28 protein-coding genes and 2 pseudogenes are annotated in these 26,591 nt (G+C 43.5%); 13 read left to right on the top strand and 17 right to left on the bottom strand.

Going from position 1 to position 26,591, the window contains the following annotated elements; translation table 11 throughout:
• Positions 1 to 3 precede the first annotated feature (3 nt).
• The 4 genes from JKJ11_RS20340 to JKJ11_RS20325 all read right to left on the bottom strand — a co-directional run bounded on the left by JKJ11_RS20340 (position 4) and on the right by JKJ11_RS20325 (position 1,979).
• Positions 4 to 270, bottom strand: a complete 267-nt coding sequence (locus tag JKJ11_RS20340; RefSeq protein ID WP_031494115.1) for a DUF5062 family protein — start codon at positions 268 to 270, stop codon at positions 4 to 6.
• A gap of 39 nt (positions 271 to 309) precedes the next feature.
• The gene (locus JKJ11_RS20335; protein WP_252039892.1) at positions 310 to 1,056 is read right to left on the bottom strand and encodes a nuclear transport factor 2 family protein; all 747 of its coding nucleotides are present in this window, start codon (positions 1,054 to 1,056) and stop codon (positions 310 to 312) included.
• Between the two features lie 90 nt (positions 1,057 to 1,146).
• Complete coding sequence (locus JKJ11_RS20330) at positions 1,147 to 1,452, bottom strand: DUF3861 domain-containing protein (RefSeq protein ID WP_006069489.1); 306 nt, start codon at positions 1,450 to 1,452, stop codon at positions 1,147 to 1,149.
• 35 nt (positions 1,453 to 1,487) lie between these two features.
• Entirely contained in the window at positions 1,488 to 1,979 is a 492-nt protein-coding gene (locus JKJ11_RS20325; RefSeq protein WP_006069490.1) for a DUF2798 domain-containing protein, read from the bottom strand.
• 97 nt (positions 1,980 to 2,076) lie between these two features.
• Here JKJ11_RS20325 and JKJ11_RS20320 point away from each other — a divergent pair, with 97 nt between their 5' ends.
• Together JKJ11_RS20320 and JKJ11_RS20315 are read left to right on the top strand one after the other, a co-directional pair.
• Positions 2,077 to 2,502 (top strand): MarR family winged helix-turn-helix transcriptional regulator, encoded by a 426-nt coding sequence (locus tag JKJ11_RS20320; RefSeq protein ID WP_006069491.1) that lies wholly within the window; start codon positions 2,077 to 2,079, stop codon positions 2,500 to 2,502.
• Between the two features lie 120 nt (positions 2,503 to 2,622).
• Entirely contained in the window at positions 2,623 to 3,090 is a 468-nt protein-coding gene (locus tag JKJ11_RS20315; protein ID WP_006069492.1) for a hypothetical protein, read from the top strand.
• Between the two features lie 104 nt (positions 3,091 to 3,194).
• Here the strand turns inward: JKJ11_RS20315 and JKJ11_RS20310 are convergent, their stop codons facing one another.
• The 3 genes from JKJ11_RS20310 to JKJ11_RS20300 form a co-directional block, all read right to left on the bottom strand.
• Positions 3,195 to 3,551 carry a DsrE/DsrF/TusD sulfur relay family protein gene (locus JKJ11_RS20310; protein ID WP_006069493.1) on the bottom strand — a complete coding sequence of 119 codons (357 nt, stop codon included), beginning with the start codon at positions 3,549 to 3,551 and terminating at the stop codon, positions 3,195 to 3,197.
• Between the two features lie 99 nt (positions 3,552 to 3,650).
• Positions 3,651 to 4,430 carry a helix-turn-helix transcriptional regulator gene (locus JKJ11_RS20305; protein WP_006069494.1) on the bottom strand — a complete coding sequence of 260 codons (780 nt, stop codon included), beginning with the start codon at positions 4,428 to 4,430 and terminating at the stop codon, positions 3,651 to 3,653.
• 18 nt (positions 4,431 to 4,448) lie between these two features.
• Positions 4,449 to 4,982 (bottom strand): YbhB/YbcL family Raf kinase inhibitor-like protein, encoded by a 534-nt coding sequence (locus tag JKJ11_RS20300; protein ID WP_062462218.1) that lies wholly within the window; start codon positions 4,980 to 4,982, stop codon positions 4,449 to 4,451.
• A gap of 325 nt (positions 4,983 to 5,307) precedes the next feature.
• On the opposite strand from JKJ11_RS20300, the gene JKJ11_RS20295 reads away from it, so the two are divergent.
• From JKJ11_RS20295 to JKJ11_RS20280, 4 genes and pseudogenes are all read left to right on the top strand, one after another.
• A complete protein-coding gene (locus tag JKJ11_RS20295; protein WP_006069496.1) occupies positions 5,308 to 5,829 on the top strand; it encodes an RNA methyltransferase in 522 nt (173 codons plus the stop codon).
• A gap of 148 nt (positions 5,830 to 5,977) precedes the next feature.
• Complete coding sequence (locus tag JKJ11_RS20290; protein ID WP_006069497.1) at positions 5,978 to 6,349, top strand: GntR family transcriptional regulator; 372 nt, start codon at positions 5,978 to 5,980, stop codon at positions 6,347 to 6,349.
• Positions 6,346 to 7,203, top strand: coding sequence for an ABC transporter ATP-binding protein (locus tag JKJ11_RS20285; RefSeq protein WP_252039890.1), 858 nt, complete (start codon positions 6,346 to 6,348; stop codon positions 7,201 to 7,203). Before JKJ11_RS20290 ends, JKJ11_RS20285 begins: the two co-directional genes overlap by 4 nt.
• Positions 7,203 to 8,032, top strand: a pseudogene (locus JKJ11_RS20280) (hypothetical protein). The gene JKJ11_RS20285 and the pseudogene JKJ11_RS20280 overlap by 1 nt, the downstream one beginning before the upstream one ends.
• Positions 8,033 to 8,096: 64 nt before the next feature.
• Here the strand turns inward: JKJ11_RS20280 and JKJ11_RS20275 are convergent.
• Positions 8,097 to 8,696, bottom strand: coding sequence for a LysE family translocator (locus JKJ11_RS20275; protein WP_198559046.1), 600 nt, complete (start codon positions 8,694 to 8,696; stop codon positions 8,097 to 8,099).
• A gap of 119 nt (positions 8,697 to 8,815) precedes the next feature.
• Between JKJ11_RS20275 and JKJ11_RS20270 the strand changes: the two genes are divergently transcribed.
• Positions 8,816 to 9,298, top strand: coding sequence for an Lrp/AsnC family transcriptional regulator (locus JKJ11_RS20270; RefSeq protein WP_031494763.1), 483 nt, complete (start codon positions 8,816 to 8,818; stop codon positions 9,296 to 9,298).
• Between the two features lie 335 nt (positions 9,299 to 9,633).
• On the top strand, positions 9,634 to 11,805 hold the full coding sequence (locus JKJ11_RS20265; RefSeq protein WP_252039888.1) for an immunoglobulin-like domain-containing protein: 2,172 nt from the start codon (positions 9,634 to 9,636) through the stop codon (positions 11,803 to 11,805).
• Between the two features lie 118 nt (positions 11,806 to 11,923).
• Here the strand turns inward: JKJ11_RS20265 and JKJ11_RS20260 are convergent, their stop codons facing one another.
• From JKJ11_RS20260 to xylA, 3 genes are all read right to left on the bottom strand, one after another.
• Positions 11,924 to 12,523 carry a hypothetical protein gene (locus JKJ11_RS20260; protein ID WP_198559044.1) on the bottom strand — a complete coding sequence of 200 codons (600 nt, stop codon included), beginning with the start codon at positions 12,521 to 12,523 and terminating at the stop codon, positions 11,924 to 11,926.
• Between the two features lie 580 nt (positions 12,524 to 13,103).
• Positions 13,104 to 14,279: a XylR family transcriptional regulator gene (locus tag JKJ11_RS20255; protein ID WP_198559043.1), complete on the bottom strand. Its 1,176-nt coding sequence runs from the start codon at positions 14,277 to 14,279 to the stop codon at positions 13,104 to 13,106.
• 152 nt (positions 14,280 to 14,431) lie between these two features.
• Positions 14,432 to 15,751 (bottom strand): xylose isomerase, encoded by a 1,320-nt coding sequence (gene xylA, locus JKJ11_RS20250; protein ID WP_198559042.1) that lies wholly within the window; start codon positions 15,749 to 15,751, stop codon positions 14,432 to 14,434.
• A gap of 378 nt (positions 15,752 to 16,129) precedes the next feature.
• Between xylA and xylF the strand changes: the two genes are divergently transcribed.
• Genes xylF through xylB form a run of 4 tightly spaced genes read left to right on the top strand, consistent with a single transcriptional unit; the run spans position 16,130 to position 21,342 of the window.
• Positions 16,130 to 17,122, top strand: coding sequence for a D-xylose ABC transporter substrate-binding protein (xylF, locus tag JKJ11_RS20245; protein ID WP_236111835.1), 993 nt, complete (start codon positions 16,130 to 16,132; stop codon positions 17,120 to 17,122).
• Between the two features lie 57 nt (positions 17,123 to 17,179).
• On the top strand, positions 17,180 to 18,703 hold the full coding sequence (locus JKJ11_RS20240; RefSeq protein ID WP_198559040.1) for a xylose ABC transporter ATP-binding protein: 1,524 nt from the start codon (positions 17,180 to 17,182) through the stop codon (positions 18,701 to 18,703).
• The gene (locus JKJ11_RS20235) at positions 18,703 to 19,875 is read left to right on the top strand and encodes a sugar ABC transporter permease (RefSeq protein ID WP_423250104.1); all 1,173 of its coding nucleotides are present in this window, start codon (positions 18,703 to 18,705) and stop codon (positions 19,873 to 19,875) included. Before JKJ11_RS20240 ends, JKJ11_RS20235 begins: the two co-directional genes overlap by 1 nt.
• 15 nt (positions 19,876 to 19,890) lie before the next feature.
• Entirely contained in the window at positions 19,891 to 21,342 is a 1,452-nt protein-coding gene (gene xylB, locus JKJ11_RS20230) for a xylulokinase (RefSeq protein ID WP_198559038.1), read from the top strand.
• 223 nt (positions 21,343 to 21,565) lie between these two features.
• Here xylB and JKJ11_RS26205 read toward each other — a convergent pair.
• The 5 genes and pseudogenes from JKJ11_RS26205 to JKJ11_RS20210 form a co-directional block, all read right to left on the bottom strand.
• A pseudogene (locus JKJ11_RS26205) lies at positions 21,566 to 21,649 on the bottom strand (IS200/IS605 family transposase); the annotation flags it as partial.
• Positions 21,650 to 21,667: 18 nt separating this feature from the next.
• On the bottom strand, positions 21,668 to 21,856 hold the full coding sequence (locus JKJ11_RS20225; RefSeq protein ID WP_252040018.1) for an SMI1/KNR4 family protein: 189 nt from the start codon (positions 21,854 to 21,856) through the stop codon (positions 21,668 to 21,670).
• Positions 21,775 to 22,026: an SMI1/KNR4 family protein gene (locus tag JKJ11_RS20220; RefSeq protein ID WP_252039886.1), complete on the bottom strand. Its 252-nt coding sequence runs from the start codon at positions 22,024 to 22,026 to the stop codon at positions 21,775 to 21,777. Before JKJ11_RS20220 ends, JKJ11_RS20225 begins: the two co-directional genes overlap by 82 nt.
• 191 nt (positions 22,027 to 22,217) lie before the next feature.
• Positions 22,218 to 22,409: a YHYH domain-containing protein gene (locus JKJ11_RS20215; RefSeq protein ID WP_252039884.1), complete on the bottom strand. Its 192-nt coding sequence runs from the start codon at positions 22,407 to 22,409 to the stop codon at positions 22,218 to 22,220.
• 739 nt (positions 22,410 to 23,148) lie between these two features.
• A complete protein-coding gene (locus JKJ11_RS20210) occupies positions 23,149 to 23,628 on the bottom strand; it encodes a YehS family protein (RefSeq protein ID WP_198559035.1) in 480 nt (159 codons plus the stop codon).
• A 562-nt stretch (positions 23,629 to 24,190) separates the two neighbouring features.
• On the opposite strand from JKJ11_RS20210, the gene JKJ11_RS20205 reads away from it, so the two are divergent.
• On the top strand, positions 24,191 to 24,460 hold the full coding sequence (locus JKJ11_RS20205) for a hypothetical protein (protein WP_006069509.1): 270 nt from the start codon (positions 24,191 to 24,193) through the stop codon (positions 24,458 to 24,460).
• 84 nt (positions 24,461 to 24,544) lie between these two features.
• Here JKJ11_RS20205 and JKJ11_RS20200 read toward each other — a convergent pair whose 3' ends face one another.
• Entirely contained in the window at positions 24,545 to 26,326 is a 1,782-nt protein-coding gene (locus JKJ11_RS20200) for an ABC transporter ATP-binding protein/permease (RefSeq protein ID WP_252039882.1), read from the bottom strand.
• Positions 26,327 to 26,591 lie beyond the last annotated feature (265 nt).

The following is a 26,591-nucleotide window of genomic DNA, read 5'->3' as shown; positions in this document are numbered from 1 at the left end:
TCGTTATTTCAGAGGGTCATTGTCGGGTAAGGCACTGTGGAGCCAAATAGCGAGTCGTTTTTTGATGTGAGGTCCATCTTCTTTGTCTTCCGGGAGAGGGACGATTTGTTTTACTTCTACGAGAAAGTGATAGAGAGCTTTTGCTTTCGTTGCTGGTGTCGCTGATTGATCCTGAATGGGATATCCCTGCATTGCTGCCATTTTGCAGCCAACTTCCAATGCCTTTTTGAATAACTTGTCTTCGTTCTCAAGTTTGGTTGTTTTTGACATCTGTTTACCTCGTACACTGATAACTGTGCTGTTCTGCGATTAGAATTTACCGCCGTTGACCCACTCATGCTTTGGTGGAACAGGCTCTTCATTGATCCAAATTTCGACTATTTTCGCATTACTCACTCTGAATATCTCAAAGCGCGCATACTCTTGTTTTTGATGGATTACGCGACTGTACGCCACCACCGTATCACCCTGTCCGATGATTTTAAATACTTGGTTGTAAGCGCCGATGAGTTTTGATGGGTGAACCACGTTCGAGGAGGCATGAATAGGAATATCGTCAAAGGTGATGTAGTTGTCTATTGATTCCGTTTGACCAAGAACCATTACATCACAGAGAAAGCGACGTACTAGTTCTTTGTTGGACTCGGTGTGCTCTAAATCAGTGATTTCAGTTGGCCCACTGATCTGGTCGAGTTGGTCATCCGGATTATTTTGATAGGCAGAAATGACGTCCCAATGCTCAACTATCTTGTCGTCTTGGTCGGTGTCGAAAAGGTCAGTTGTGAGCCAATAAGCTTCGCCGTTATTGATATCTTGATAAGCTTGAACAAAAATATATTGTCCGTCGACAACAGAGCGAATGATCTGGATATCTCTGACTCGACAGCGTTCAATGAATGGCTCAAAAAACTCCACGAAACCCTCAATTCCATTTCGGACACCAGTACTGTGCTGGGTATAACGAATTCCTGTATATTTGGTCACCGCTTCTCTTACGTGACCATCGCGAATTCCTTCCATATATAGATTGGTGGCATTTTCCAGCTTCTTGCTCATATCTAACCCCGTCAAGTATTAAGCGTAGTTGAATCTTATTTAATGAGGAGAGAAACAAAAGCCTCTCGTTACCGAGAGGCTAGGATAAGACTATTGTCCTTTAATGGTCTTCTTCAAATTTTGCATGAAGGTTTTGAAGTGGGGCATAAAGTCAGAGAATAGCGGATGCTTACGATCTTGCATCATCAAAGGACCTAATAGACGGATACTGACTCCAAGACGAGTCGCCGCTTGCTCATCCAGTCCACTCGACTGCTTCATTTTTTCGACAATGGCAAACATATCTTCTCTATCCTCGATTTCAAACGTCATGGTTTGAAGCTCGCGTTCCGCTTTAGTATTAGTTTCTTCGATAGTGATTCGATAAGTGTTGTGTTTACTATTGAGTGAATTCATAGTGCGCTCCTGTAGGGGGATTATTATTCTAAAGTCTAGCTTTTTAAGAAGGTTTCGATTTTAGGTTTCACTGTCATTGACATAACGACCATGATCGTTAGGCCAACAGGTAGTGCGGCAATAAAGCCCTTGAACCATTCATTGGTGAATACTGTCATATCAGCAAATCCAATGTTGTTGGCTGCGGTAACGAAAGCTAATAGCGATTCCATTACGACCGCCATACTTATCCCAACGATGAGGTTACGAAATGTCGCGCTTATTGACGGTAGCAGTCGATTGGCGAGCTTAGTAAGTAAAGTCATCATCACCATCCCGAAAGGCATCATTACGATAGCGGCTAGGGCAAATGAAGATAACCAATCGCTGTAAAAGGTTTCACCTAAACCGACATTCATGTAAGTCATCACACCTGTCAGAGTTCCTCCAATCACTGTCATCAAACTGACAATGACAAGCACCTTATATAGGATAGGGGTGCTTGCATCATTGGTGACAGGGGAAGCAGGCATTGTTTGTGTCGTCATTTAGGTTCTCCAGTCTTGAAATTGCTTAGAATTAAGTTGATAATGTCAACTATAAGTGCAATGGTTGATAGTGTCAACTATATTTTTAAGGATCACTATGTCTGAAAACACCTCACTTGAATCGATTTTCCGCCTCGTCCATACGCTGAAGCGTCAAATGAGTGAACAAATTGAAAGCCTTGATTGCGATGTAGCACCGATGCATATCAGAGTAATGAAGATCATTACTAAGCGAGCACCTTGTACATCAATTGATATTGCAAACCTGCTAAGCAGAGATAAAGCTCAGGTTACAAGGCTTATTAATACTTTGATTTCAGAAGGGTTGTTGGAGAAAGCTCCAAACCCTGAAGACAAGCGAAGCCACTTCCTGATATTGACGCCCGCAGGTGAAACCATCATGAGTAAAGTGGCTGAGATTGATAAAGCGATGTTGCTTCAAATGACGGCGGGTATTGATAAGCAAGACTTGGCCAAGTTTGCTGCCGTTGCGGACGCGATGACGGATAACCTAACAAACTAGCGTAGCAGTCCTGATAGTGTGGGTTACCTAAACGGTCCGCAATATAGGAAAAATTGGAAAATTGCTGCAATCTGATTAGAATGCGCGGTTCAATTTGATCGTTAACCAGAGCAACTTACTATGCTTCGTGATTACACCTTTAACTGCCTTGTGACCATGCCTCGTCATGAACTGGAAGAATTCAGCCTTCGAATGATTAGCCGAATGGTGCCAGAAGATGTTATGAGTGAGCTGTTTACCTTTGAACAAGAAGAAGTGGACAGCGAAGAGCGCATGATGTCGGCCCGTCTTGACGCAACGTTGCGAATGACGGCAATTGCTCTGAGCGAGATTCAACAGGCATTTGATGATTCTGAAAATGCAAAACAGAACAGTGAGCGAATGACACGACTTGTTTTGTGGCATTTCTATGCCATCTCATTCAATTTAGAGCAGGCAATTACCCTAGAGGTGCACTGTGAACAGGTCGAAAAACTGCTGATTGATCCGCCACAAGATGCGTTTGGCTGGGTCAAAATACTCACTGAGCTGCTGCACACGTACGCGAAGATAAACGCTGAACAGAATCCGCAACAAGACGCCGAATAATTGCTGGCATTTAGAGTTTAGTTATATATGAATTGAGAAGGTGGTCGCGCCTTCTCAATGCATAGCTAGGTAGAGCTATCGCTCAGAGCCGAATGATTACCTAGCTAAAAACTGACTGTTTTGTCCGCCATTAATACCCAATTTGCCAAATCATCCATTGTGGCGAGTTCACAGCCTTCAATAACATCAAGTCCTGATAATCCACGCGCCTGAATACAAGAGCCGCAGAATTTGACCTCACTATCTTGGGCAATTACTATCTCTAGCATTTGTTGTATGTTGTAGCCTTCGTTCGGGGATTGTCTTGGTAAGACTGCAGTGACAGCATCGGAAAGCAAAAATAGATTCACCTTAACGTTCTGACTGTCTTGCTCATTGAGTTGAATGGCGAGTCGCAAGGCATTAAAGAGCTTCTCGGAACCATAAGGTGCATCATTGACGATAATCAGGATCTGCTGCATTTGAATTTACCCTCTCGCAAAAAATAACCGTAAGAAGGGTAACATTACCCCACAAATTAAAGGGTTAATGGGATCACGTTATAGGTTCTGTTCGCAAGCTTAGACTGCCACTGTCTTAATATAGTCTCGAGGTGATAAACCAAATTTTCCTTTGAAGCGTTGGCTGAATCGACCCTCGGATTGATATCCACACGATTGGGCTAATAGTGCGACGTTATAAGAGCCGTTTTGGATTAAAAACAGAGCATGGTTTAAACGCACTTCTGCCAGTACTTCTCGATACTGTGTACCTTCTTGTTTTAACCGACGAATCAGAGTAGCACGACTCATAGCGAAATGTTGTGCGACGGTTTCTAGGGCATGTTCTTCGCTTGGGGAATGAGAAAGATAGCGACTCAGTTTTTGACTAAATCGAGTCTCTGAGTCAGAGAACAACTGATGCAACGCGCCGTATTCCGCTAATTGTTGGTAAAGCCCCATCACCCAGAAATTCTGGGTTGCGTTACTCATGTGGTGTTGTTCAAATGAAAACAAAGCATTGAGTATGTCTTGTAATGCGTTTGTCGCTTCTAAGATTGGTAGGTCGTCTTCTTGGCTACGATTTCTGCTTGTCTCTAACATGGATTGTGTAGGTAAGCAGTGGAAACTGAATACTCTGGAAAGAAATCGTCCTTTCTGTGGTAGGTTTTCAAAGCTGAGTGATACAGAGGCTTCGCAAAGCAGCAATTGAGAGTGCGACACATCCATGGCATTGTCTTTCCAAAAAAGTCGCTTACTGCCAGAAATGATTTGAATAATACTAGGGGAATGAATCCGCACATTTCTGAGTCGTTGAAGTTGTTCGGCTCGAAATAACGTTACTTGGTATGGATGGTTCATCATTCCCCCTTGAATAAGTTAGCGTGTATAAGTAGCAGTCAGTTTTGCTTTGCCTATCGCCATATTATTAAGCGTAAAGCCGATAACCGCAGATGGTGTGTCCTGATTAAGATCGAGTTTCTCTGTTGGCAACGCCCAGACGGTAAATTGGTAACGATGCATACCATCGGCCTTTGGTGGGCAAGCACCACCAAATCCAACACTACCATAATCGATTCGAGACTCTTGCCCCCCTAGTTTTTTGATGTCCACACCTCGCGGTAACTCGGTCACAGAAGCTGGAATATTAAAGGCGATCCAATGCCAGAAACCACTGCCGGTTGGGGCATCTGGGTCATAGGCGGTGATTGCAAAGCTCTTTGTTCCCTCTGGAACGTCGCTCCATGTCAGTTGCGGTGACTGGTTGCCACCATCACAACCCCAACTGTTATATTCAAAGGTTTTAGCCATTGGATGGCCTTCTTGAATATCATTACTTTTTAATTCAAAGGCGTGTGCTGATCCCATGGCTAACAGGCTTAGCGCTAATACTGACTGAGTAAATACTTTCATTGTGGTGTCCCTTTGTGTGAGTTCGAAGTTAAGTGTATTCCTTCATTCACACTTCAGGCTGTCAAAAAGTATCAAAGTTAACGGTAATTAATAAGTTTATGATACTTAATGACAAAGGCAAACACCTCAATAGAGGTTTAAATGAATTGGGGTGCCACTTTTGTTGTATAGGAAAGATATTGTTGTAGTAGGAAGACCCCTAACTCTGAACGGTGACTAGATATTGACGCGCACCAAAAACAGCACGAATAACGTTTCTATGGCATAATCCTGCGCCATCAAAGTACGCTTTTTATTATCTGACAAACCAAGTAGAACCCTATCAATGACAACAGAATCTACCGTCATTATCGGATTACACAATCCGAAGAGCCCAACGAATGTCGGTGCCGTAATGCGAGCAGCAGGGTGTTATAACGCAACCCAAGTTCGTTATAACGGAACCCGTTATAGCCGAGCTGTGAGATTTCAAACGGACACGCAAAACACCCATGAACGGATTGAGTTGGTTGAGATGAATGACTTAACGGCTGACGTCGCAGATAACGTTTCAGTTGTTTGTGTCGAGTTCGCCGTCGGCGCGACGTCGCTTCCTTCATTTAATCATCCAGACAATGCCGTTTATGTATTTGGCCCTGAAGATGGCTCATTACCACAAGAACTAGTAGATAAAGCCGACCATGTGGTTTATGTGCCTACCCATGGCTGCATGAATCTTGCGGCAACCGTCAATGTTGTCTTGTATGACCGTTTGGCCAAGTCGTTAGGACCGATCGACGATCATCAACAAGTTATTAGCAATCGAGATAATAAGAATCGTCTAAAGGTGAAAACAGTCGCCGTGTGACGACTTCAAGACCTCAAATAGTTGAGTAAAGCCCACTTTCTAAGGTGGGCTTTGTTTTCACTAATCCTATGTGAAAAACAATTACCTTCCAATCTGTTAGCTTAGGTGTTATACATATATATAACACCATTTCAGTCAAGGGGCGCTAATGACGCATTGGCATGATCGTCAACCGATTTTCCGTCAGTTGGCTGATCAAATTACTCAACAAATACTCCAAGGTATATGGCAAGAAGGCGAGCCGTTACCGTCAGTTCGTAATGTCTCTGCAGACATGAAGATTAACCATTTAACGGTAATGAAAGGTTATCAGTTGTTGGTAGATGAAGGGCTAGTAGAAAAGAAGCGTGGCCAAGGCATGTTTGTGGCGATAGGGGCTAAAAACAAATTACTGGCTGATGAAAAAGCCCGTTTTCTTGAACAGCAAATCCCTCAAATTGCTGTAACTTTGCAGCGTCTGGATATGTCATTAGACGAGTTTGTCCAGCAAATTAAACCCCATATTAAAGGTGACCAATGAGCGCTTTAGTCAGTGTGCAAAATGCATCCAAGCAATATAGTAAGCAAGGTGAAGGCTTGCACGATATCAGTTTTGAGTTACAGGCTGGTCAGGTACTAGGTTTGCTTGGACACAACGGTGCAGGTAAATCGACACTCATTAACGCCTTACTCGGCGCACACGATTACAACGGAACCATCCGTATTAATGGATTCGAACCGATAACTCAGCGTGACAAGATCATGCAAAGCTTGTCATACATTTCGGATGTTAATGTGCTTCCTGGGTGGATGACCGTGGCGCAGTTATTGGATTACACCGAAGGGGTGCACACAGGGTTTGACCGCAGTAAAGCGGATGAACTACTGCGCCAAACTGACGTCAAACCACGTGCTCGAATCAAAGCTTTGTCTAAAGGTATGAAAGTGCAATTGCACCTAGCGGTAGTCATTGCGACCAATACCCAAATACTGATTTTAGATGAACCAACATTAGGACTCGACTTGGTTTATCGAGATACTTTCTACCGCCACCTTCTAGAGTGGTTCCATGATGGTGATCGAGTACTAATTATCGCCAGCCACGAGGTGAGTGAAATCGAGCATCTACTTACCGATGTGTTGATTCTTAAACAAGGGCGTACAGTGCTGCAAAGCTCAATGGAAGCCATCAGCGAAGATTACTTCATTCTAGATGCTAGCGATGAGTATCGCGCTGAAATTGAAGCTATGAAGCCGCTCTCTTCTCAGAAAGGACTAGGCAGCACCAAGTGGTTGCTGCACTCACAATTTTCAGAACAGGCAGAAACGCTAGGGGCGGTATACGGCGTGAAATTGGCAGACTTATTTTTGGCTTTGCAAAAGGAGGCGGTGTAATGCGTTCTATTATGGCAATGCTACGTAAAGAGTGGATAGAGAACCCGCTTGTAACGCGAGTTCCGTTATTCCTATTTGCTTGTGGTTTACTTTTGTTTATTAGCTTAATGAGCAGTTCGACCTTGCAGCACAATATGTTCTTTCACATGAACTTTAGTGGTGACGTGAGTGACATCCATAAAGAAATGGCTAACGACGTCAACATGCTGATTGCAGGTGGTGCGGGGCTTTTATCAATACTGCTGGGTACTCAGTATTTTCCACGAACACTGCGTAAAGAACGTACTGAAGGCAGCATTATGTTTTGGCGTAGTATGCCAGTCAGTGATGTGAAAACGCACCTAGTTAAGTTAGCTTTTGGATTGCTAGTGATTCCACTGGTGTGTTCAATATTGGTGTTTTTTGCCGATTTTCTGTTGTGGTTGCTCAATACTTCAACCGATCATCAATTGGCATTGTTACATAAACAGTCTTCTTTACTAGCGGTTATGTTTAGTTGGGTAGGCTTCTACTTGAGAATGGTGATTGCCGGAGTACTCTTGCTCCCATTGGCCCTTAGCGCTATGGCAATATCGCAAAAAGTAAACTCTCCATTATTGATTATACTTATTGCAATCTATGTACTGCGCTGGATGCCGATAGCCATGTTTGGGCTTTATGGTGTCGACCAGTTCTTTTCGGACATTTTCTATCTGCCATTACATGCGATCTTGGCACCAAATCCGTTGAGTGCGATTCCAGCCGCCGGTTGGATGAATGTTAGTGTGTACGCAATTATCTGCTCGCTGCTTGGACATTGAGTTTGAGGTTTAGTAAAACCGTTAGCTAATCGATATCACTCTAACTGACAGCCGTCTCCTGCTTGAACAAGGGACGGCTGTTTTGTATTGAGGTTAAATAGATTGTCCAGCCATCACAATGGCAACAACTCCTAAGCTTGCTCCAAGGCCACGGTTGACCCACAAGAAGTATTTAGGCGATGTCAGTAGCTTATTGAGTGCTGAACCACAGTATGCCCAAATGCACATAGACGACACTCCAATTGCAATGAAAATAGCCATAATCACCGCGTCATCGGATAGAACTCTGTTTTGACCAGGCAGAAACTGCGTCAGTAGAGTTAAAGACGCAATCCAAGCCTTGGGGTTCAGAATTTGAACCAGCGTACCACTGAAAAAGCCAGTTTGTTTGTCCGTCTCACTATCGCTGAGTTTGAGGGTTGAAATCGACCAAGCAAGATAAAGTAGGTAACAGGTCCCTAGTACTTTTAGTGCTGTGTATAACATTGGTTCGGAGTTCAAAAGGTTAGTCAGTCCGAGACTTGAGCCAACAAGAATAATCGAGACGCCTAAAGCACTGCCTGCGATGAAAGGTAACACAGCAACAAAGCCATACCGACTCGACAAACTAAGTAGCGCGATATTACCAGCGCCAGGTGCTATCGATATAGAAAATGAAAAAACGATAAACGCAAAGAGCAATTGTGCACTCATAAAATCCCCTGATAGTGTAATGTTGCAGTCACTATTTAGCTTATCGAAACCACTAGAAATAGAATTGCCATTTACGTTAATATCGAACTCATATTGAGCAGAAAATTTCCAAATTAACTATGAATAAGAAAGAAAGCGCTACATATGAGTTGGATGATATAGATATTGCCATACTGAGGATCATTCAACGTGAAGGTCGAATTAGTAATAATAAACTTGCTGAACGAGTGAATTTGAGTGAAACGCCATGTTGGAGGCGTTGGAAACGACTTGAAGAAGCGGGTTATATCGACAACTACACAACGGTTCTCAATCGACAGAAACTCAACCTACAAGTGTCAGGCTTTACATTGGTAACGCTAGGTAATCACGATGTTGAAAGTACAGAGCCGTTTGAAGAATTTGTGGGTTTGGTAGAGTGGGTGGTTATGTGTAGTTGCATTGCTGGCAGCGCCGATTACATTGTCCAAATAGTTGCCCAAAGCCTTGAGCAATACTACGACAGGCTTAGCGAGTTGCGACGTGTCAAAGGTGTCACGGCGCTACAGTCGAATATGTCGATAAAAGAAATAAAGAGTACCTCCCACTTACCGATTGGTTGAACACAAGCAGTTTCATACTTAAACGTTGACCATTGCCACTTATTTTCTAGAGAAAACTATTAATAGGTTGCTTGGTGGAAACTTCTTACTCTTTGATAAAAATATAAGCAAATTTCGCCTATATGCCTCATTTTATTACCTTGGTCTAGAATTATTCACTTATTGATTTTTCATCGTGAATTAAGATCACGATATCGAAAATCTATACAAAAAGTACATGTATATCATGTGATTAATTTCTTACTTCAATCATATAATTCCTACGGAACTCAATGCGTTGCTGTATCTAAATGCTGAGTGAATCCCGTAATGAAATTGAATGAATAAGAGGTAATATGATGAAGCAAAAAACGCTCTATCTTGCTGTGGCTCTAGGTTTAGGCAGTATTGCGAGTGCAGCATCGGCGAATGAGATGGTGAACCCGGAAGCTGGTGTTGTAGTTGGTTATTGGCATAACTGGTGTGATGGCGCTGGCTATAAAGGTGGTAATTCGCCTTGTATTACGTTGGATGATGTTGACCCCATGTACAACGTTGTTAATGTTTCATTTATGAAGGTGTTTAACACCAGCGAAGGCCGTATTCCCACTTTTAAACTAGACCCCGCTATTGGCCTTTCTGAACCGGAATTTATCGCACAAATTGAGAAGCTTAATCAGCAAAACCGAGCAGTGTTGATCGCGTTAGGTGGTGCTGATGCTCATGTCGAATTAAAGACAGGTGATGAACAAGCATTCGCACAAGAGATCATTCGACTGACTGACAAGTTCGGTTTTGATGGTTTGGACATCGACTTAGAACAGTCGGCGGTAACCGCTTCAGACAACCAAACTGTCATTCCTGCTGCGCTACGTATAGTAAAAGAGCACTACCAGCAGCAAGGTAAGAACTTCCTAATTACGATGGCCCCTGAATTTCCTTACTTAACGGAAGGTGGCAAATATGTTCCGTATATCACCGGACTAGAAGGCTACTACGATTGGATAAACCCACAGTTTTATAACCAAGGTGGGGATGGTATATGGGTGGATGGCGTTGGTTGGATTGCTCAGAACAACGACGCTTTGAAACAAGAATTTATTTATTACATCTCGGATTCTCTTGCTAACGGAACACGAGGTTTCCACAAGATTCCGCACGATAAATTAGTATTTGGTATTCCTGCCAATATTGACGCTGCGGCGACTGGTTTTGTCCAAGATCCTCAAGACCTCTATAACGCGTTTAACCAACTAAAGGCTCAAGGTCAGGCGCTGAGAGGTGTGATGACATGGTCAGTAAACTGGGACATGGGCACCAACGCTTCAGGTCAGGCTTACGGTGAACAGTTTATTAACGACTACGGTGCGTTTATACATGGTCAAACACCGCCACCACCAAGTGAAGGTAAGCCCGTATTTAGTGGTGTATCTGATGTTCGTGTGCGTCATGGTAATGCGTTCGACCCTTATGCAGGTGTGACCGCAAAAGACAAGGAAGATGGAGACTTAACCAATAGCATTTCTGTTGAAGGCTCGGTCGACACTAACACCATCGGTACTTATGTATTGATTTATAGTGTGACAGACAGTGATGGCAATGAGACCAAACAGAGCCGTAATGTGGAAGTGTACAGCTTAGCTCCAGAGTTTGAAGGCGTCGCCGACGTTACCATCAAATTGGGCGACAGCTTTGATCCAATGCAAGGGGTAAAAGCCATTGACGCAGAAGATGGTGACTTAACCTCTCAAGTGCGTGTAGAAGGCAGCGTGGATGTAAACAAACTAGGTAAATACGACTTAGTTTACCGAGTAACAGACAGTGCTAGTCAAACCACTACAGCAAATCGTGTGGTAACCGTCGCTGATGGCAGTTCTTGTGCTAACGCATGGGATGTTAGCGCTACCTACTCTAAGGGAGATCTCGTTTCTCATAATGGCTCAACGTGGCGTGCTGAATGGTGGACTCGTGGTGATGAACCAGGCACTACCGGGGAGTGGGGAGTATGGCGAAAAGTGGATGATAATGGTTGCGGAACACCAGCGCCAGGTTTTGACTTCACTATCGATGGGTTGAGCTCTCAGTACACTTTGACTGGTGGTAGTGTTACTTTAAACCCAGTCATAAAAACCAGTGAATCTGCTTCTGTTGCCGTTACAGTTGAAGATAGCTCTAGCGCTAAGATATACGAGCAAACCCAGCAGGTGAATGGCGAATCGACGTTAACTGTGACATTGTCAGCTATTGAAGCTGGTAACTTTGTATTCAGAGCTACGGCGACAGACGGTGACGGCAATTCGGAAGTGGCGACTCATGGATTTAAAGTGGTGGATGAATCAGTAACACCTCCTCCGGGAGAACATCCGGCTTACGATCCTAACGCGACCTACGCCGAAGGGGATATCGTCACTGGCTCTGATGGCGGCTTATACCAATGTAAACCATGGCCTTATACAGGTTGGTGCTCAAACCCATCATATGCAGCGGGTGAAACGGTGCATTGGTCAGATGCTTGGGACAAACTCTAATAGATAACTTCTGAGTTCCAAAGATAAGCCTCTCTGAATATCAGAGGGGCTTTTTTGTTGGAGGTGTGTACTTTGCTCGGAAATGTGTTCTTTTACGTGATTCGTAGACTAAACAGCACTATTTTTGAAAGTGGCTGAATACATCATCAATTGAACATGATACATCGAGTGGATTTTCTTGCCCTTGCACTAACATCATAGCGGAGCTAATTTCGGCTAGCGTACTGTTTCTCGAACTAGCAACCCTCTCTGGAGTCGACATACCAGCATGTGGCCAACCAGCATAGCCACCTTCTCGCCAGTTATCATTCGCACCACCTTCACTACCACTTGGTAATCGAAAGTCATCCTCTTCGGCTTTATCGATGACGACCATAATTAAGTCTTGATCCCTTGGATAGTAACCTGGGTCCATACCCAATAAGCGTTCTATTCTCAGGTGTGACAGGCCTATGCCAAAGCTATCAAATGTACAGCGGTCTGTAACCCAGAAAACACCGTCTTTTCTTCCGAGTGTCCTGTTGGATTTCACATACTGCTCAAAGATATTCCTAGGGAACACGCAGACTGGAATATTAAGCTTATAGTTTGTCATCGGCACGAGAGCGGTAGAGGTTTTGTCGATAACGGCTAAAGCATTACACAGTTGAGTTGGTGTAACTAGGTTTTTAGACTGCTGTAATAACTGTCGAGATAGTAATAAAGGTGATGGAAACATGGTATGACCTCTGTAAATAACTAGTAGTGAAAATGACAGCTCATACTTCGATAGTGCGTTTGAGAGTTAGTATGGCACAACATTCATATCGCGTTGCGTTTTATAGAATAATTTCCACAACGAACAATCTATAGGGCGTTAACGAAGTATGGTCAGAAAAAGTTACTCAAAATGTTGCTATGAAAGGCCGAGAGCACGAAGCTCTGGTCACATGTACTGGCAGTGCTTTAACAAGAATCAATGGGATCGGGTCTTACTTTTCCCACTATTATTTTGGGTATTTCAGAGAATTGTCGCCTGACAATGAACTTTGTGAGCAATTTCTAAGAAGCTTTTGGACAGAAGTTACTTAGAGTAATCACTTAAATTATTGCCAAGCAGATAACTTTTTAGATAAGAATATCGCTTAATAAATTATCCAATTTTACTGGTTCATCCTTCTATTCAACCAGGTAAAAACGTTATCGAATTACTTCCAGTTATGAGGGAGTTAGCCCTAACGAAGACGTTCAAGAACAGCTGTTTGACCGTTTTAATGGAGTGGATGCCTATAAGTTAAGCAAATAGTTCGGCTGTCAATTCAGTTCACCTCATCGCTGCGATAATCTTTCGGCGTCTGGTTAAGGTTCTTCTTGAACACCGAGTACATATATTGAAGTGATGGGTAACCACATAGCTCGGATATCTCGGCAATGGGAAGCGAGGTTGAAATCAGCAGTTGGCAAGCTCTGTTCAATTTGGCGTTGTGGAGCTCTTGGTGAATGGAGTGACCACGTTCGAGTTTAAAGCGATTTTCCATATTTGAGCGAGAAATGCCGACATACGTCAATACTTGATCAACCTTGATGCCTTTACATGCATTGTGCCTAATGTAATGCATTGCTTGGATAACATAAGGGTCTTTGAGTGCTTTGAAATCGCTACTTTGACGCTCATAAACTCGTGTTGGAGGGATTAGTTGTCTGGCTAGGTTGCTTGAATAGCTCTTTTCTCCATCGAGCATTTTATGAAGAAGTTTAGCTGCTCGATATCCCATTTCTTTACAACCCTGCCCAACGGAGCTGAGGGATACACGGGTGAGATACCTTGCCAGCTCTTCGTTATCAATTCCGATGACGGACACCTTGTCAGGTACCATTAGCCCTAGTTGTTCACAAATTTGTAGTATGTGTCTGGCCCTAGAGTCTGTAACCGCAATAATTCCCACTGGAGTCGGAAGCATTTGAAGCCAGTCAGCTAGGCGGTTCATATCATATTGCCAAGTTTTGGAGGAGGTTTCAGCTCCGTGGAAAACAGCCCCTTGATAACCCGCCTTTTGGGCAATCGAAGTGAACGCCATTTCACGCTCTTTAGCCCAGCATTTCCATGAGTTTGATGGAATGCCATAAAAAGCGAAGTTTTCGAGTCCCTTGTCTTTTAGGTGTTGAAAAGCAAGCTCGACCAGTGCGTAGTTGTCTGTGGCAATGTAGGGGATATCGGGGTATTTAGTTTGATCTTGATATGAACCTCCAACCGCAACGATAGGAACATCAACAGAAGCTAACCTTTCAGCGATCTCAGGGTTATCAAAGTCGGCAATAATGCCATCTCCTTCCCACTCGTCAAAGTGCTCTAGGTGGGTGATAAAGTCCTCTTCCAGAAAAATATCCCATTCGCACTGGGAAGCTTGGAGGTATTCACCCACACCTTCTATTACTTGGCGGTCATAAACTTTATTCGCATTAAACAGGAGTGTTATTCGAAAACGTTTGTCCATATCTTAGATAAACCGATTGAATTTCAACTAATTGTATAATTTATAGAGAGTGATGACTTTGACTCGAAACTCAGTTAAAGAAAATGGTTGGGATGGGCTTCACAATAGTAGAGCTCACAAAGGTGGGCTCTACTGTGAGGTAGTGGCGAGAATTATTCGAAAATTACTCGGTTGACGATGTTTTCAAGGTACTCCTGGCGGCCAGACTCGACTGTGGGTTCAATGTCGTTATCTAGCGCGAAGTTTGCTACTGCTTCAAGGCTCATATCACCAGCGAGGATTTTTCTACCCAATCCGTCGTTCCAGCCAGCATAACGTTGAGCAATGTTTTGTGACAGTTTGTCGTTCTCGATCATTCTTGCTGCACGGGTAAGTGAAAGCGCCATCGTATCCATACCACCTATGTGGCCGTGGAACAGATCGACTGAATCTATAGATGGACGACGCAACTTCGCATCGAAGTTCAATCCGCCGGTCGTGAATCCACCCGCTTTAAGGATCTCGTACATGATTAACGTATTCTCTTCGACACTTGAAGGGAACTGGTCTGTATCCCACCCTAGTTGAGGGTCGCCTCGGTTTGCATCAATAGAGCCAAACAGCCCTAGTGACGTCGCCGTAGCTACTTCGTGTTGGAAGCTATGCCCAGCCAACGTTGCGTGGTTGGCCTCAATATTAACTTTGACCTCTTTTTCAAGACCAAACTGTTTAAGGAAACCATAGACAGTTGCAGTGTCGTAGTCGTACTGATGCTTAGTTGGCTCTTGTGGTTTTGGCTCAATTAAGATTGTACCGTTGAATCCAATTTTATGTTTGTGTTCAACAACCATCTGCATCATTCGGCCTAGCTGTTCACGCTCTTGGCGCAAGTCAGTATTGAGTAGCGTTTCATAGCCCTCGCGTCCGCCCCACAATACGTAGTTCTCAGCACCTAAACGTTTTGCTGCACCCATTGCGTTGAAGATCTGAGTTGCCGCGTAAGCAAATACTTTTGGATCAGGGTTGGTCGCTGCACCAGCCATATATCTTGGGTTTGAGAAGGCATTTGCGGTGCTCCACAATAGCTTCATACCTGTTTCTTGCTGTTTCTTTTCCAAGTAGTCAATCATTTCAGCGAAATTATTGACGTACTCTTTAATATTACGACCCTCTGGTGAAACATCTGCGTCGTGGAAACAGTAATAAGGCACGCCTAATTTAGTGAAAAATTCAAATGCAGCGTCTGCTTTCATTCTTGCCATTTCCATCGGGTCGCCACCTTTCATCCATTGACGATCATAGGTGCCGGAACCAAATACATCTGAACCTGGCCAACAGAAGTTATGCCAATAACAAGCGGCAAATCTTAGGTGCTCTTTCATTGATTTGCCGAGCACCATTTTGTCTGCATCATAATATTTAAATGAAAGAGGGTTATCAGAAGCGCTTCCCTCATACTTAATGTTTTCTATACCTTTGAAGTACTGTGTCATAAAGATAACTCCCAATGAATGTATTTAAGCTTTCCATTTCATTCTTTATGTTTTGTTTTATTGGTTCAATTACGATTTTTTGTAATGGTTTTTATCTATTTTGTTTGTGTGAGTTAGATCTCAAACTATTATCTGGTCATATTTTGAAAATATCTTAAGTGTATGAATTTTATATTATTTTATATTATTTTATATTTTATCTTCATGTGATTTGATTGTTTTAAGGCTGCCTGGGTCACAAAAATAATAGTTAATGAAAAAACATAAATACGTTATTAAATCTGTCAAAAGAAAGGCTTGGATTCTTATTGTATAGTTTTTCTCAAGTTGTGAATTAAGCAACTAACCCTACATGAACGTGATACAAAGGATAGTGAAATGAAAAAATTAATAACACTTCTATGTACTGCTCTAATAGCACTTAGCGGACCAACTTTTGCAAAGGATATTAAAGTTGGGATGGTAATTGATGATTTACGCCTAGAGCGTTGGCAAAAAGACCGTGACATATTTGTGGATAAGGCAGAGTCATTGGGCGCTAAAGTGTACGTTCAGTCTGCGAATGGTAATGAGCAAACTCAAATCTCGCAGATTGAGAATATGATCTCACGTGGTGTTGATGTATTAGTGATTATTCCGACTAACGGTGAAGTTCTTTCAAACGTTATTAAGGAAGCAAAGCGTGATGGCATTAATGTTTTGGCTTATGACCGATTAATCAGCAATGCGGACATTGACTTCTACTTGTCATTTGATAATGAAAAAGTAGGCGAAATGCAGGCTCAATCTCTAGTTGACGCAAAACCTAGCGGTAAATACTTCCTAATGGGCGGTGCCCCAACCGACAACAATGCCAAGCTATTCCGTCAGGGACAGATGAACATTCTTCAACCAAAAATTGACTCTGGTGCCGTAGAAGTTGTGGGTGACCAGTGGGTAGATTCATGGCTAGCTGAAAACGCACTAAAAATTATGGAAAACGCATTGACTGCTAACCACAATGACATTGACGTAGTAGTCGCATCAAATGATGCTACCGCAGGCGGTGCAATTCAAGCGTTAGATGCTCAAGGTCTAGCTGGTAAAGTTCTTATCTCTGGTCAAGATGCTGATTTAGCAGCTGTTCGCCGAATTGTTGATGGTACTCAGACAATGACGGTCTACAAGCCAATTACCGCGTTAGCAACACGGGCCGCAGAAATTGCAGTCGAACTAGGACAACAGAAAACACCTGCGAGTAATGCCAGCCTTAACAACGGTGTGAAAGATGTTCCTTCTTGGCTACTAGAGCCAGTTGCAGTGACTAGAACCAATCTGAAAACCACGGTTATTGCTGACAAATTCCATTCTGAACAAGAAGTTTACCGTTAATTTGAACAGGTGCTGGCGAGGCGGTCTTGCCAGTGCCAGCTCAACTGAGGAGTGACTATGTCCATACTACTGGAAATGCGCAGCATCGTTAAGAGATTCGGTGCAGTGAAGGCGTTGGACGGTGTGAGTATTCATCTAGAAGAGGGCGAAGTGCTGTCTCTTTGTGGAGAAAATGGTTCCGGAAAATCGACGCTGATGAAGGTTCTTTGCGGTATTTATCCTCATGGTGATTACGAAGGTGAAATCATCTATAAAGGTCAATCAATCAAGCCGACCAAAATCTCTGATACAGAGTCGCTAGGTATTGCGATTATTCACCAAGAGCTCACGCTGGTTAAAGAGCTCAGTATATTAGAGAACCTCTTTTTAGGCTCTGAGTTATGTACCCACGGCATCATGGACTATGAATTGATGCATTTGGAAGCGAAGAAACTACTTAAAAAAGTACGATTAGATGTTTCACCAGAAACGATCGTTGGTGATCTCGGCGTTGGTCAACAGCAGTTGGTAGAGATAGCGAAGGCGTTGTCCAAAGATGCACAACTACTTGTATTGGATGAACCAACGGCCCCGCTAACGGAATCAGAAACAGAGATTCTTCTCTCGCTGGTCAAAGAGCTTAGATCTAGTGGTGTGGCCTGTATTTATATCTCTCATAAATTGGGGGAAGTTAAGGAGATCTCTGATCATATCTGTGTGATTCGTGATGGACAGCATATTGGCACTCGTCTTGCGTCAGAAATGTCCACGGATGACATCATAACTATGATGGTTGGTCGAGAAATGAAACAACTTTTTCCTAGAGAAGAGCATGATATTGGTGAAGTTGTTCTGGAGGTTAAAAAGGTAAACGCATGGGATAAATCTAACTCATCTATCCCTAAAGTTAGAGACGCCAGCTTTAAATTGCGCAAAGGCGAGATACTAGGTGTTTCTGGACTGGTTGGCGCAGGCCGTACAGAGTTGATGGAATGCCTGTATGGGTGCTATCAGGGCAAATATCAAGGTGAGTATTTTCTGCATGGCGAACAACTACTTATTTCAAATAGCAGAGATGCCTTGAGCTGTGGTATCGCAATGGTACCTGAAGATAGGAAACGTAACGGTATTGTGCCAATCATGGGCGTGGGAGCCAATATATCTCTATCAGCGATCGATACCTTCACTCGTCAAGGCGTGATCAATGACACGCTAGAAGCGAATGCAATTGAGGATTCGATTAAACGCCTTACTGTTAAAACGCCGAATGCTGAATTAGCAATTAAAAACCTTTCTGGAGGAAATCAGCAAAAAGCAATTCTTGCACGTTTTCTCATGGTTAAACCGACAGTACTTATTCTTGACGAGCCAACACGTGGCATTGATGTCGGTGCCAAGTATGAAATTTACAAGTTGATGTTTAGCCTAGTAAAACAAGGCATCAGCATCATTATGGTTTCCTCTGAGCTTCCTGAAGTGCTTGGCATCAGTGATCGCGTATTAGTGATGCATGAAGGGGAAATCAAAGGCGACTTAGTTAACGAGAATCTTACACAAGAAATTATTTTGGACTGCGCTTTATCTGAAGGAGAGGTAGCATGATGGAACATTCAACATTACTCAATAAAAAACCAGAGGGTGGGTTAGTTCATCAACTCAAGCAGATGAACGTGCAGTTGCTGGTTATGGCTGCGGCAATACTGATTATTATGCTTTTTTTCAGTGTGATGACTGATTGGAGTTACCTCACTCCACGAAATATCTCCAACCTTTTCCGTCAAACTGCCATCACGGGTATTCTTGCTATCGGTATGGTTTTTGTCATCATCAGCGGTGAAATTGATCTCTCCGTTGGCTCTATGATGGGTTTACTTGGAGGTGTTGCGGCGATTCTCGATGTTTGGCTAGGGTTGCCCTTGGTCGTGACAATCATCTTTACCCTTGCTGCTGGCTTGCTGCTTGGCACATGGAGTGGTTGGTGGGTTGCCTATCGTAAAGTTCCTTCGTTTATCGTAACGCTCGCCGGTATGTTGGCTTTTAGAGGAATCTTAATAGGTATTACTGATGGTACTACGGTTGCACCAACTTCTGATGCGATGTCGATTATTGGTCAAAGCTATTTACCTAATATGGTTAGCTTGGCGATGGGTGTCGGCTGTTTGGCGATATACTTTGGTTGGCAGAAAAAACGCAACACTCAGCGAGTCAAGTACGATTTACCAGTTCCTGCCACACAAATTTCTTTAATGAAGAATACCATTTTGGGTATTGCAGTATTGAGCATCATTCTGCTGCTAAACGATTATCGTGGCGTGCCTACACCTGTTTTATTACTGACTGCTTTCCTTGTTGTAGGGTCGTTCATTGGTTTGAAAACCCGTTTTGGACGCCGTATCTATGCGATTGGTGGTAACATTGATGCATCACGCTTATCTGGTATTGATGTAGAGAAAACTAAACTAGCTGTCTTTGCAATGAACGGATTCTTGGTCGCGGTAGCTGCTCTAATCCTCAGTTCACGTTTAGGTGCAGGCTCTCCTTCGGCGGGTAATATCGCTGAACTAGATGCGATTGCTGCGTGTGTTATTGGCGGTGCGAGCTTGGCCGGTGGCGTTGGTACTGTTATTGGCGCAGTGATTGGTGCATTCATTATGGCATCGTTAGATAACGGTATGAGTATGATGGATGTACCCACGTTCTGGCAGTACATAGTGAAGGGTTCGATTCTATTGCTTGCGGTGTGGATGGATAGCGCTACTAAGCAGAAACGTTAGAGAGGTAGAGAACGTATGTACATTGGTATTGATTTAGGGACGTCTGGAGTAAAGGTCATCCTCCTAGACTGCCACGATAAAATCCTTGCATCTCAAACTCAACCCTTGACGGTTTCACGCCCTTATGAGTTGTGGTCTGAACAAGAGCCGAATCGCTGGTGGGATGCAACATGTGATGCGATGGATAAGCTGAGTGAACAAGTTGATTTATCCAAAGTTGAGGCCATCGGTTTATCAGGGCAAATGCATGGTGCCACTCTGCTTGATGGTCAAGGCGAAGTGCTTCGCCCAGCAATTTTATGGAATGACGGCCGCTGTTTTGCGGAGTGCGAACAACTTGAAAAACTTGTTCCAAATTCGCGCGAGATAACAGGCAATATCATGATGCCCGGATTCACTGCGCCAAAGGTGAAGTGGGTACAGAATCATGAACCTGATGTGTTCGCCAAAATTGCCAAGGTTCTGTTGCCTAAAGATTATTTGCGCTACAAGTTGTCTGGTGATTTCGCGTCGGATATGTCGGACTCGGCAGGTACTTTGTGGCTAGATGTCGCAACTCGAAGCTGGAATGATGAACTGTTGCACGCCACAGGTTTAAATCGAGAGCAGATGCCAACACTTTATGAAGGCAGTGAAGTGACGGGTAACCTGATAGCTGAATTTGCAAAACGATGGGGTATGAAATGTGTTCCTATAGTAGCAGGTGCGGGTGATAATGCGGCAGGTGCTGTTGGGGTGGGGATCACTGAACCAAAACAGGCGATGTTGTCTCTTGGCACGTCTGGCGTCTACTTTGCGGTGAGTGATGGCTTCTTAGCTAACCCTGACTCTGCATTGCATAGCTTCTGTCATGCTTTGCCGAAAACTTGGCACACTATGTCGGTAATCTTAAGTGCTGCATCGTGCTTAGATTGGGTAGCAAAACTGACAGGACAACCCGATGTAGGGACCATGCTCAATGACGTAGAAGTTAATGCGAATCCAGAGTCAAAAGTTATCTTCTTGCCTCATCTTTCTGGTGAACGCACGCCACATAACGACCCTAAAGCGAAAGGTGTCTTTTTTGGAATGACGCACGAAACCTCAAAGGCTGATATTGCCCAAGCGGTGCTGGAAGGCGTAGGTTTTGCGCTTGCCGATGGCTTAGATGCACTACATCAAACCGGATTAACTCCAGAAGAAGTTTCACTAATTGGCGGAGGCGCTCGAAGTGCATATTGGCGTCAGATGCTGACGGATATTTTTGACATGAAGCTTGTTTATCGCTCTGGCGGAGAAGTCGGCCCTGCATTGGGTGCTGCTAGACTGGCGCGCCTTGGAACTGAACATGGCGCGACGATTTCGGACGTTTGTCCAGTACCTGAATTAGTGGCGGTGCATCAGCCTCAAGCGGAAAGAACCAAAGCGTTGTCGGTCAAACGCGATACTTATCGTCAACTCTATGAGAGGTTGAAAGATCTGTTCTAACTGGAATGTTTTGCTCTTGTTGTGCTGACGCCCCCCGTTTTAAGCACGAGGTATATTACGAGTTTATGGCGGCTTTCGAGTAAAGTCGCTTTTTTTGTTTAGAGATGACGAACGTGACAAGTTAAATGACCAACGGCAGAGCTGGATATTACTAGGTAACGTCTTCAAATAGCTTCATTGAGCGTTCAAGGCGATAGGTTTCAAGTTTTAATTGGTCACAGCGCTCACCTATAAAATTTCGCTGCCTACATCGGAACTTCTTAGCTATCGAGGTAGCGATTTTTCCTTTCAGATAGCCACCAACATTAGGCCTTTAGTTTTACGTTTACTCCTCAGACTCCGCGGTCACTTGCGCTCGCCAATCTGCTACATTTGCCCATTTCTCACCTGTTACTCCGTTGTGTGACCAAAACACTACTTCACCGCTGAGGTTTAAACAGTAATAGTCATAGTTATCTTCGCATATGGGTAATAGTTCCTCTGGTAAATCGTAATACTCGCGAGCATTTTTAATGTCTCGAAAATGTTCGCAAAGCTGGGAGGATCCAATATGTCTAACGCTTCAATAGGCGCATCGCCTGGGTCATAACCAGATTTAATGAACTCTGTGTATTCATCTGGAAATTCAAAACCTAGGATTTCTTGAGCTTCATCTAGCTGGGCATCTGTAATTGTTTTAAACATAAACCTATCCGTTTTCACAACGCAAACAAGTACAACTAACGCTTTGTTAAACGGCGCTTACGACCAACCTTACCAAGTACTCTGAACTTCAAACCAAAAGTGACGAACGATACGCGTCCGTTTGAGCAATTTGTTATATGAACGATTAACTCTAAGCTAACTCACATGTATTTACGAAGTTCAAAGTGCCGCTATGGCGGACAACTACCACCGCGTTGCTTCCTAGTATGACAATGATATTCGCCAGTTTTTCGATTGTAATGGCAACCACAGCTATCCGTTCTACCACTATGAGACAACTCAACTTTACCAACAAGACTTACTGGCTGTGCATATAGAGTTCCTGTAAAGATAGCTACCAGCATCATAAGACAATATTTCATAACTAATCTTCCACTTCTTCCATTAGTGAATGATTAGTCTAAAGAAGTTCTAAGACTAAAAGAGTGATATTACTCGCAAATAATATGCAACTTGTAACATTATCATCTTAAGCTAATTACAAGGTCTATTAAGTTCATATAACGCTTTATAAACGGACTTTTTCCGTCTTTGCATTTCGTCTATGTTGCTGCCATTTATTATGAAACTCAAATAGTATCAACCTGTTATGTGAATCGGCATCTAGTTGTGGGATTGAAATACGGAAAAATCCCGTACGAGAGATAAAAGTACGGATTAGATTAACTTGGTCTATTGGTGTACTGCTCAGGTGTTCCGTTTGCCGGTTCTGAGAAGGTTTGGGGCAAATTCGTGTTACCCATGTCGTCAGTCGTGACCCTGCTCGCATGACCAAAAGTATGGAAAAACTCTATATACGTGGCCAGTTTTAGTGAATCACTACAAGATGTCTGGAATAGCTTGAACAGAATAGAGGCCCCTAACTGGCTTAAGGTTTTAGCTTGGGTTTATCTTGGTAGGGTCATAGGGGTCGGTGTGTGTCTTGATTCTAAAAGCTGACCAGATTTCAGCGTGGTTTGATAGGTATCTACTGAAGAAAGACAAGGAGTAGACGTTATTGTGAAGCTCTAGTATTGGTCCTTAACATGATAAAAGCGAGTAGCCAAAATGAAATGGTTCTCGCTTTTTGAATCAATTACCGCGTTCGATTCGAGATAAAAATTACCCAGTAAACTCTTCAGAATCGGGACGATTGGTAAACTGCACACCATTTAAGAAGTCGCACAGCAATTGGTCTTCACACTGTTTGTAGTTTTTGTTGTTTGGCTTGCGGAAATACGCACCAATTTCGTATTTACTTAAACTAATACCAACCACTTCTAACACGTCCAACACATCTTCTGCTTTCATGTCTAGCGCAATGCGCAGCTTCATGAGAATCATGTTGTTGGTCAACGCGACTTCTGGCTTAGGTTGCTCGCCGTCTTTTTTTCCTCGCTTGAGGTTAATAAAGCCATTTAAGAATACCGCCAACTCTTGATCCTTCATCTTAACGCAAGATTTGTCGCTTTCATCTCTTAACCAGTTTGCCACTTTATCGTGAGCCACAGTGACTTCGGCCTGCCCGAAAGCTTTCATTATCTGTGCGTTTTTAAGGTTTAACGCGTGTTGGATACGACGTAAAATTTCGTTGTTAGTCACTAGGGATTCCTAAAATGAGTTCTAAGGGTGAATAAAAATCCATCAATTACATGCGATCTGTGGGTGTCTTTATTCAATAGCGTAGTTGACGGTGACTCTAACAGAGAACACGTTTCTTCGGTAGGTTAAAAAATGGAAATAAGACGGCCTATTCGAACTAGTTGGCTAAGTTGGTAAGAGCCCATTTTCATAGACACTATGCTGATTAGAAGAAGTTGGTCAAACCACCTCACAGTGATTTGTGAGGTTGATGTTACTGGCAAGGAATAGGGTAATAATAAGCTAGCCTCGTCACTCAGTTTGCGAAGTGGACCATACGATTCAGTGGTGCTGTCAGTAGATTCCTGCCTTCGCAGGAATGACAGGGTTTGAGTTTGGGTATTTTTCTTTGGAAATTTGCCCATCCTGAAATGCGCAGGGGAGTCGAAGAGTTACAGTGACGGGTGTTGTAAATGTCAGCGTATTAATGAGTGATCACTCAAGATTTGACAGTTTGTGTTGGCGAAATGACCAGACTTGGCTAGCTTCATAGAGTGACTACATTAACGACAAGGAGAATGCGATGGATTGTAGCTCGCTTGCGGTTTGCATGAATATTAACGGAACGGATTTGACGTTAGCATGGGGACCTAACAAAACTAAACAGCAGTGTCTTGACGAATACCACAGTATAACGGCCGACCTTAATGCTAAAACCTATACGCTCAACCTGAAAGATCATGCTGGCTCAACGCTGGTTAAACCGATTTCACACCGAAAAGCCTCTGAGTTAATGGACGAGTGGGGTGATATACAAAACAACTTGAACCAAGATCTAGATATCCACTGGTAGCGGCTCGAATAGAAACTTCTATGCCCTTGTTTGGATTTGACCAAACAAGGGCTTTTACATTAATGATTTGTACAACTGCCGCTATTATCTCACGACAGGCTGTTTAAACTGTAACTCCACCAAACGCTTATATAGTTCGCAATTTTCTAGCAACGAATGATGATCGCCAATATCGACCAAACGACCATGGTCTAACACCGCAATTTGGTCTGCGTGCTGAATGGTTGAAAGACGGTGCGCGATGATGATAGTGGTTCTTCCGACCATTAACTCTTCTAATGCTTGTTGTACATGATGTTCACTCTCGCTATCGAGGGCGCTTGTGGCTTCATCAAGCAGAAGGATTTTTGGATCTTTGAGGATAGCGCGCGCAATAGCGATGCGTTGGCGTTGCCCTCCAGAAAGTCGCACGCCCCTTTCTCCTAAGAAGCTGTGGTAGCCATCTGGCAACTGCATGATGAAATCATGGGCATGGGCTTTTTTCGCCGCTTCAATCACTTGCTCATCGGTCGCTTCTGGATTGCCGTAACGGATATTGTGAAAGACGTCGTGACTAAACAAAGCGGGTTGTTGTGGAACTAGGGCCATTTGCTTGCGAAGTTCGTGAGGGTCAAACTCTCGAATATCGACGTTACCTAACTTCACTTGTCCGGCTTGAGGGTCGTAGAAACGCTGCAAAAGCTCAAATACCGTTGTTTTACCTGCTCCAGACGGCCCAACGAGTGCAAGTACTTTACCTTCGTCTGCTTTGAGGGTTAACCGTTCAGTGGCAGATTGAGAAGGTCGGGAAGGGTAGTGGAAGGTTACATCGTCAAACGTAACTTCAGATCGCAGCGTATTGGTAGCATTGAAAATGCTATCAGGCGCCTTGATATGGCTGTCAACTTGCAGGATTTCTACCAAGCGCTCGGTTGCGCCAGCAGCGCGTTGCAACTCACCTAAGACTTCTGAAATGGTCGCTAAAGAAGAAGCCACCATAATTGCGTAGAATACAAAAGCACCAAGGTCACCGGCTGACATGGTGCCGTGGATCACGTCGCTGCCCCCAACCCAAAGCATGCCAGCAATGGCAGTAAAAACAATGACGATAACGCCAGAAATCAAGATAGCGCGCTGCTTAACGCGCCTACGTCCAATATCATAAGCTCGTTCTACTTCCTCAGCAAAAGCCGCACGCTCTTGCGCCTCAAAACTGTAACTTTGGACCGTTTTGATATGTTCAATCGCTTCGCCTGCGTAGCTGCCTACGTCCGCCATAGAGTCTTGGCTTTGACGTGAGAGTGCTCTTACACGACGCCCGTAGAACAAGATGGGAATCAAAATAAACGGAACCGATGCTAACACAATGAGCGTCAACTTAATGTTGGTGGCAAACAGCATGATAATCGCACCAATACACATTAGCGCACTGCGCATTGCCATAGAAAAAGAAGAACCAATGATACTTTGCAATAGCGTCGTATCCGTGGTGATTCGAGACATGATATCGCCGCTGCCGTTGGTCTCAAAATAACTCGGATGCAGGGTAATGATGTGATTGAATACCGCGAGGCGAATATCTGCGCTGACGCGTTCACCAACAGAAGAAACTAAATAGAATCTAAAAAAGGTGCCAATGGAAATGCACACGGTGACCAACATGATAAATTGAATCGCATTACCCAAGTCTTGCAGTGATTGCTGAGCAAAGCCTTGGTCAATTAAGATTCGAACCCCATGACCAACAGACAGAGTGAGGCCTGCGGTGAAGATGAGTGCTACCAGAGCGGCAAATACTTTGGCTTGGTAAGGGCGAATGAAGTTAACCAGTTCTAATAGAATACCTAAGTTTTTGCTCTTAGCTCTGGATTGATCTTGTTGTTGCATTGATGTGCCTAATCGTTCGCTTTATTACTTAAGGTTATGGGGGTGGATTAACAAATAGCAACACTATTGCCTATTTCTGATCCCAAAAGCGTGAGCTTGAATAGCCAGAGAATGAATTTTCATGAAATATTTCAACCTAAGTCAATGATTAATATAAGTTAAATTATGCAAATTATAGAAAAGTTTCATGAGTGAGAAGGTTTCTGTGCAACGCTTTTTAGTTTTAACAAATAGGCAACCCATTGCCGATCCAATGTGGTTTTAG

Origin of the sequence: Vibrio sp. SCSIO 43133 (genome assembly GCF_023716845.1) — a bacterium.
GTDB lineage: Bacteria > Pseudomonadota > Gammaproteobacteria > Enterobacterales > Vibrionaceae > Vibrio > Vibrio mediterranei.
Note: the sequence above shows the minus strand (reverse complement) of the source record. Positions and strands in the feature narration are given on the sequence as shown.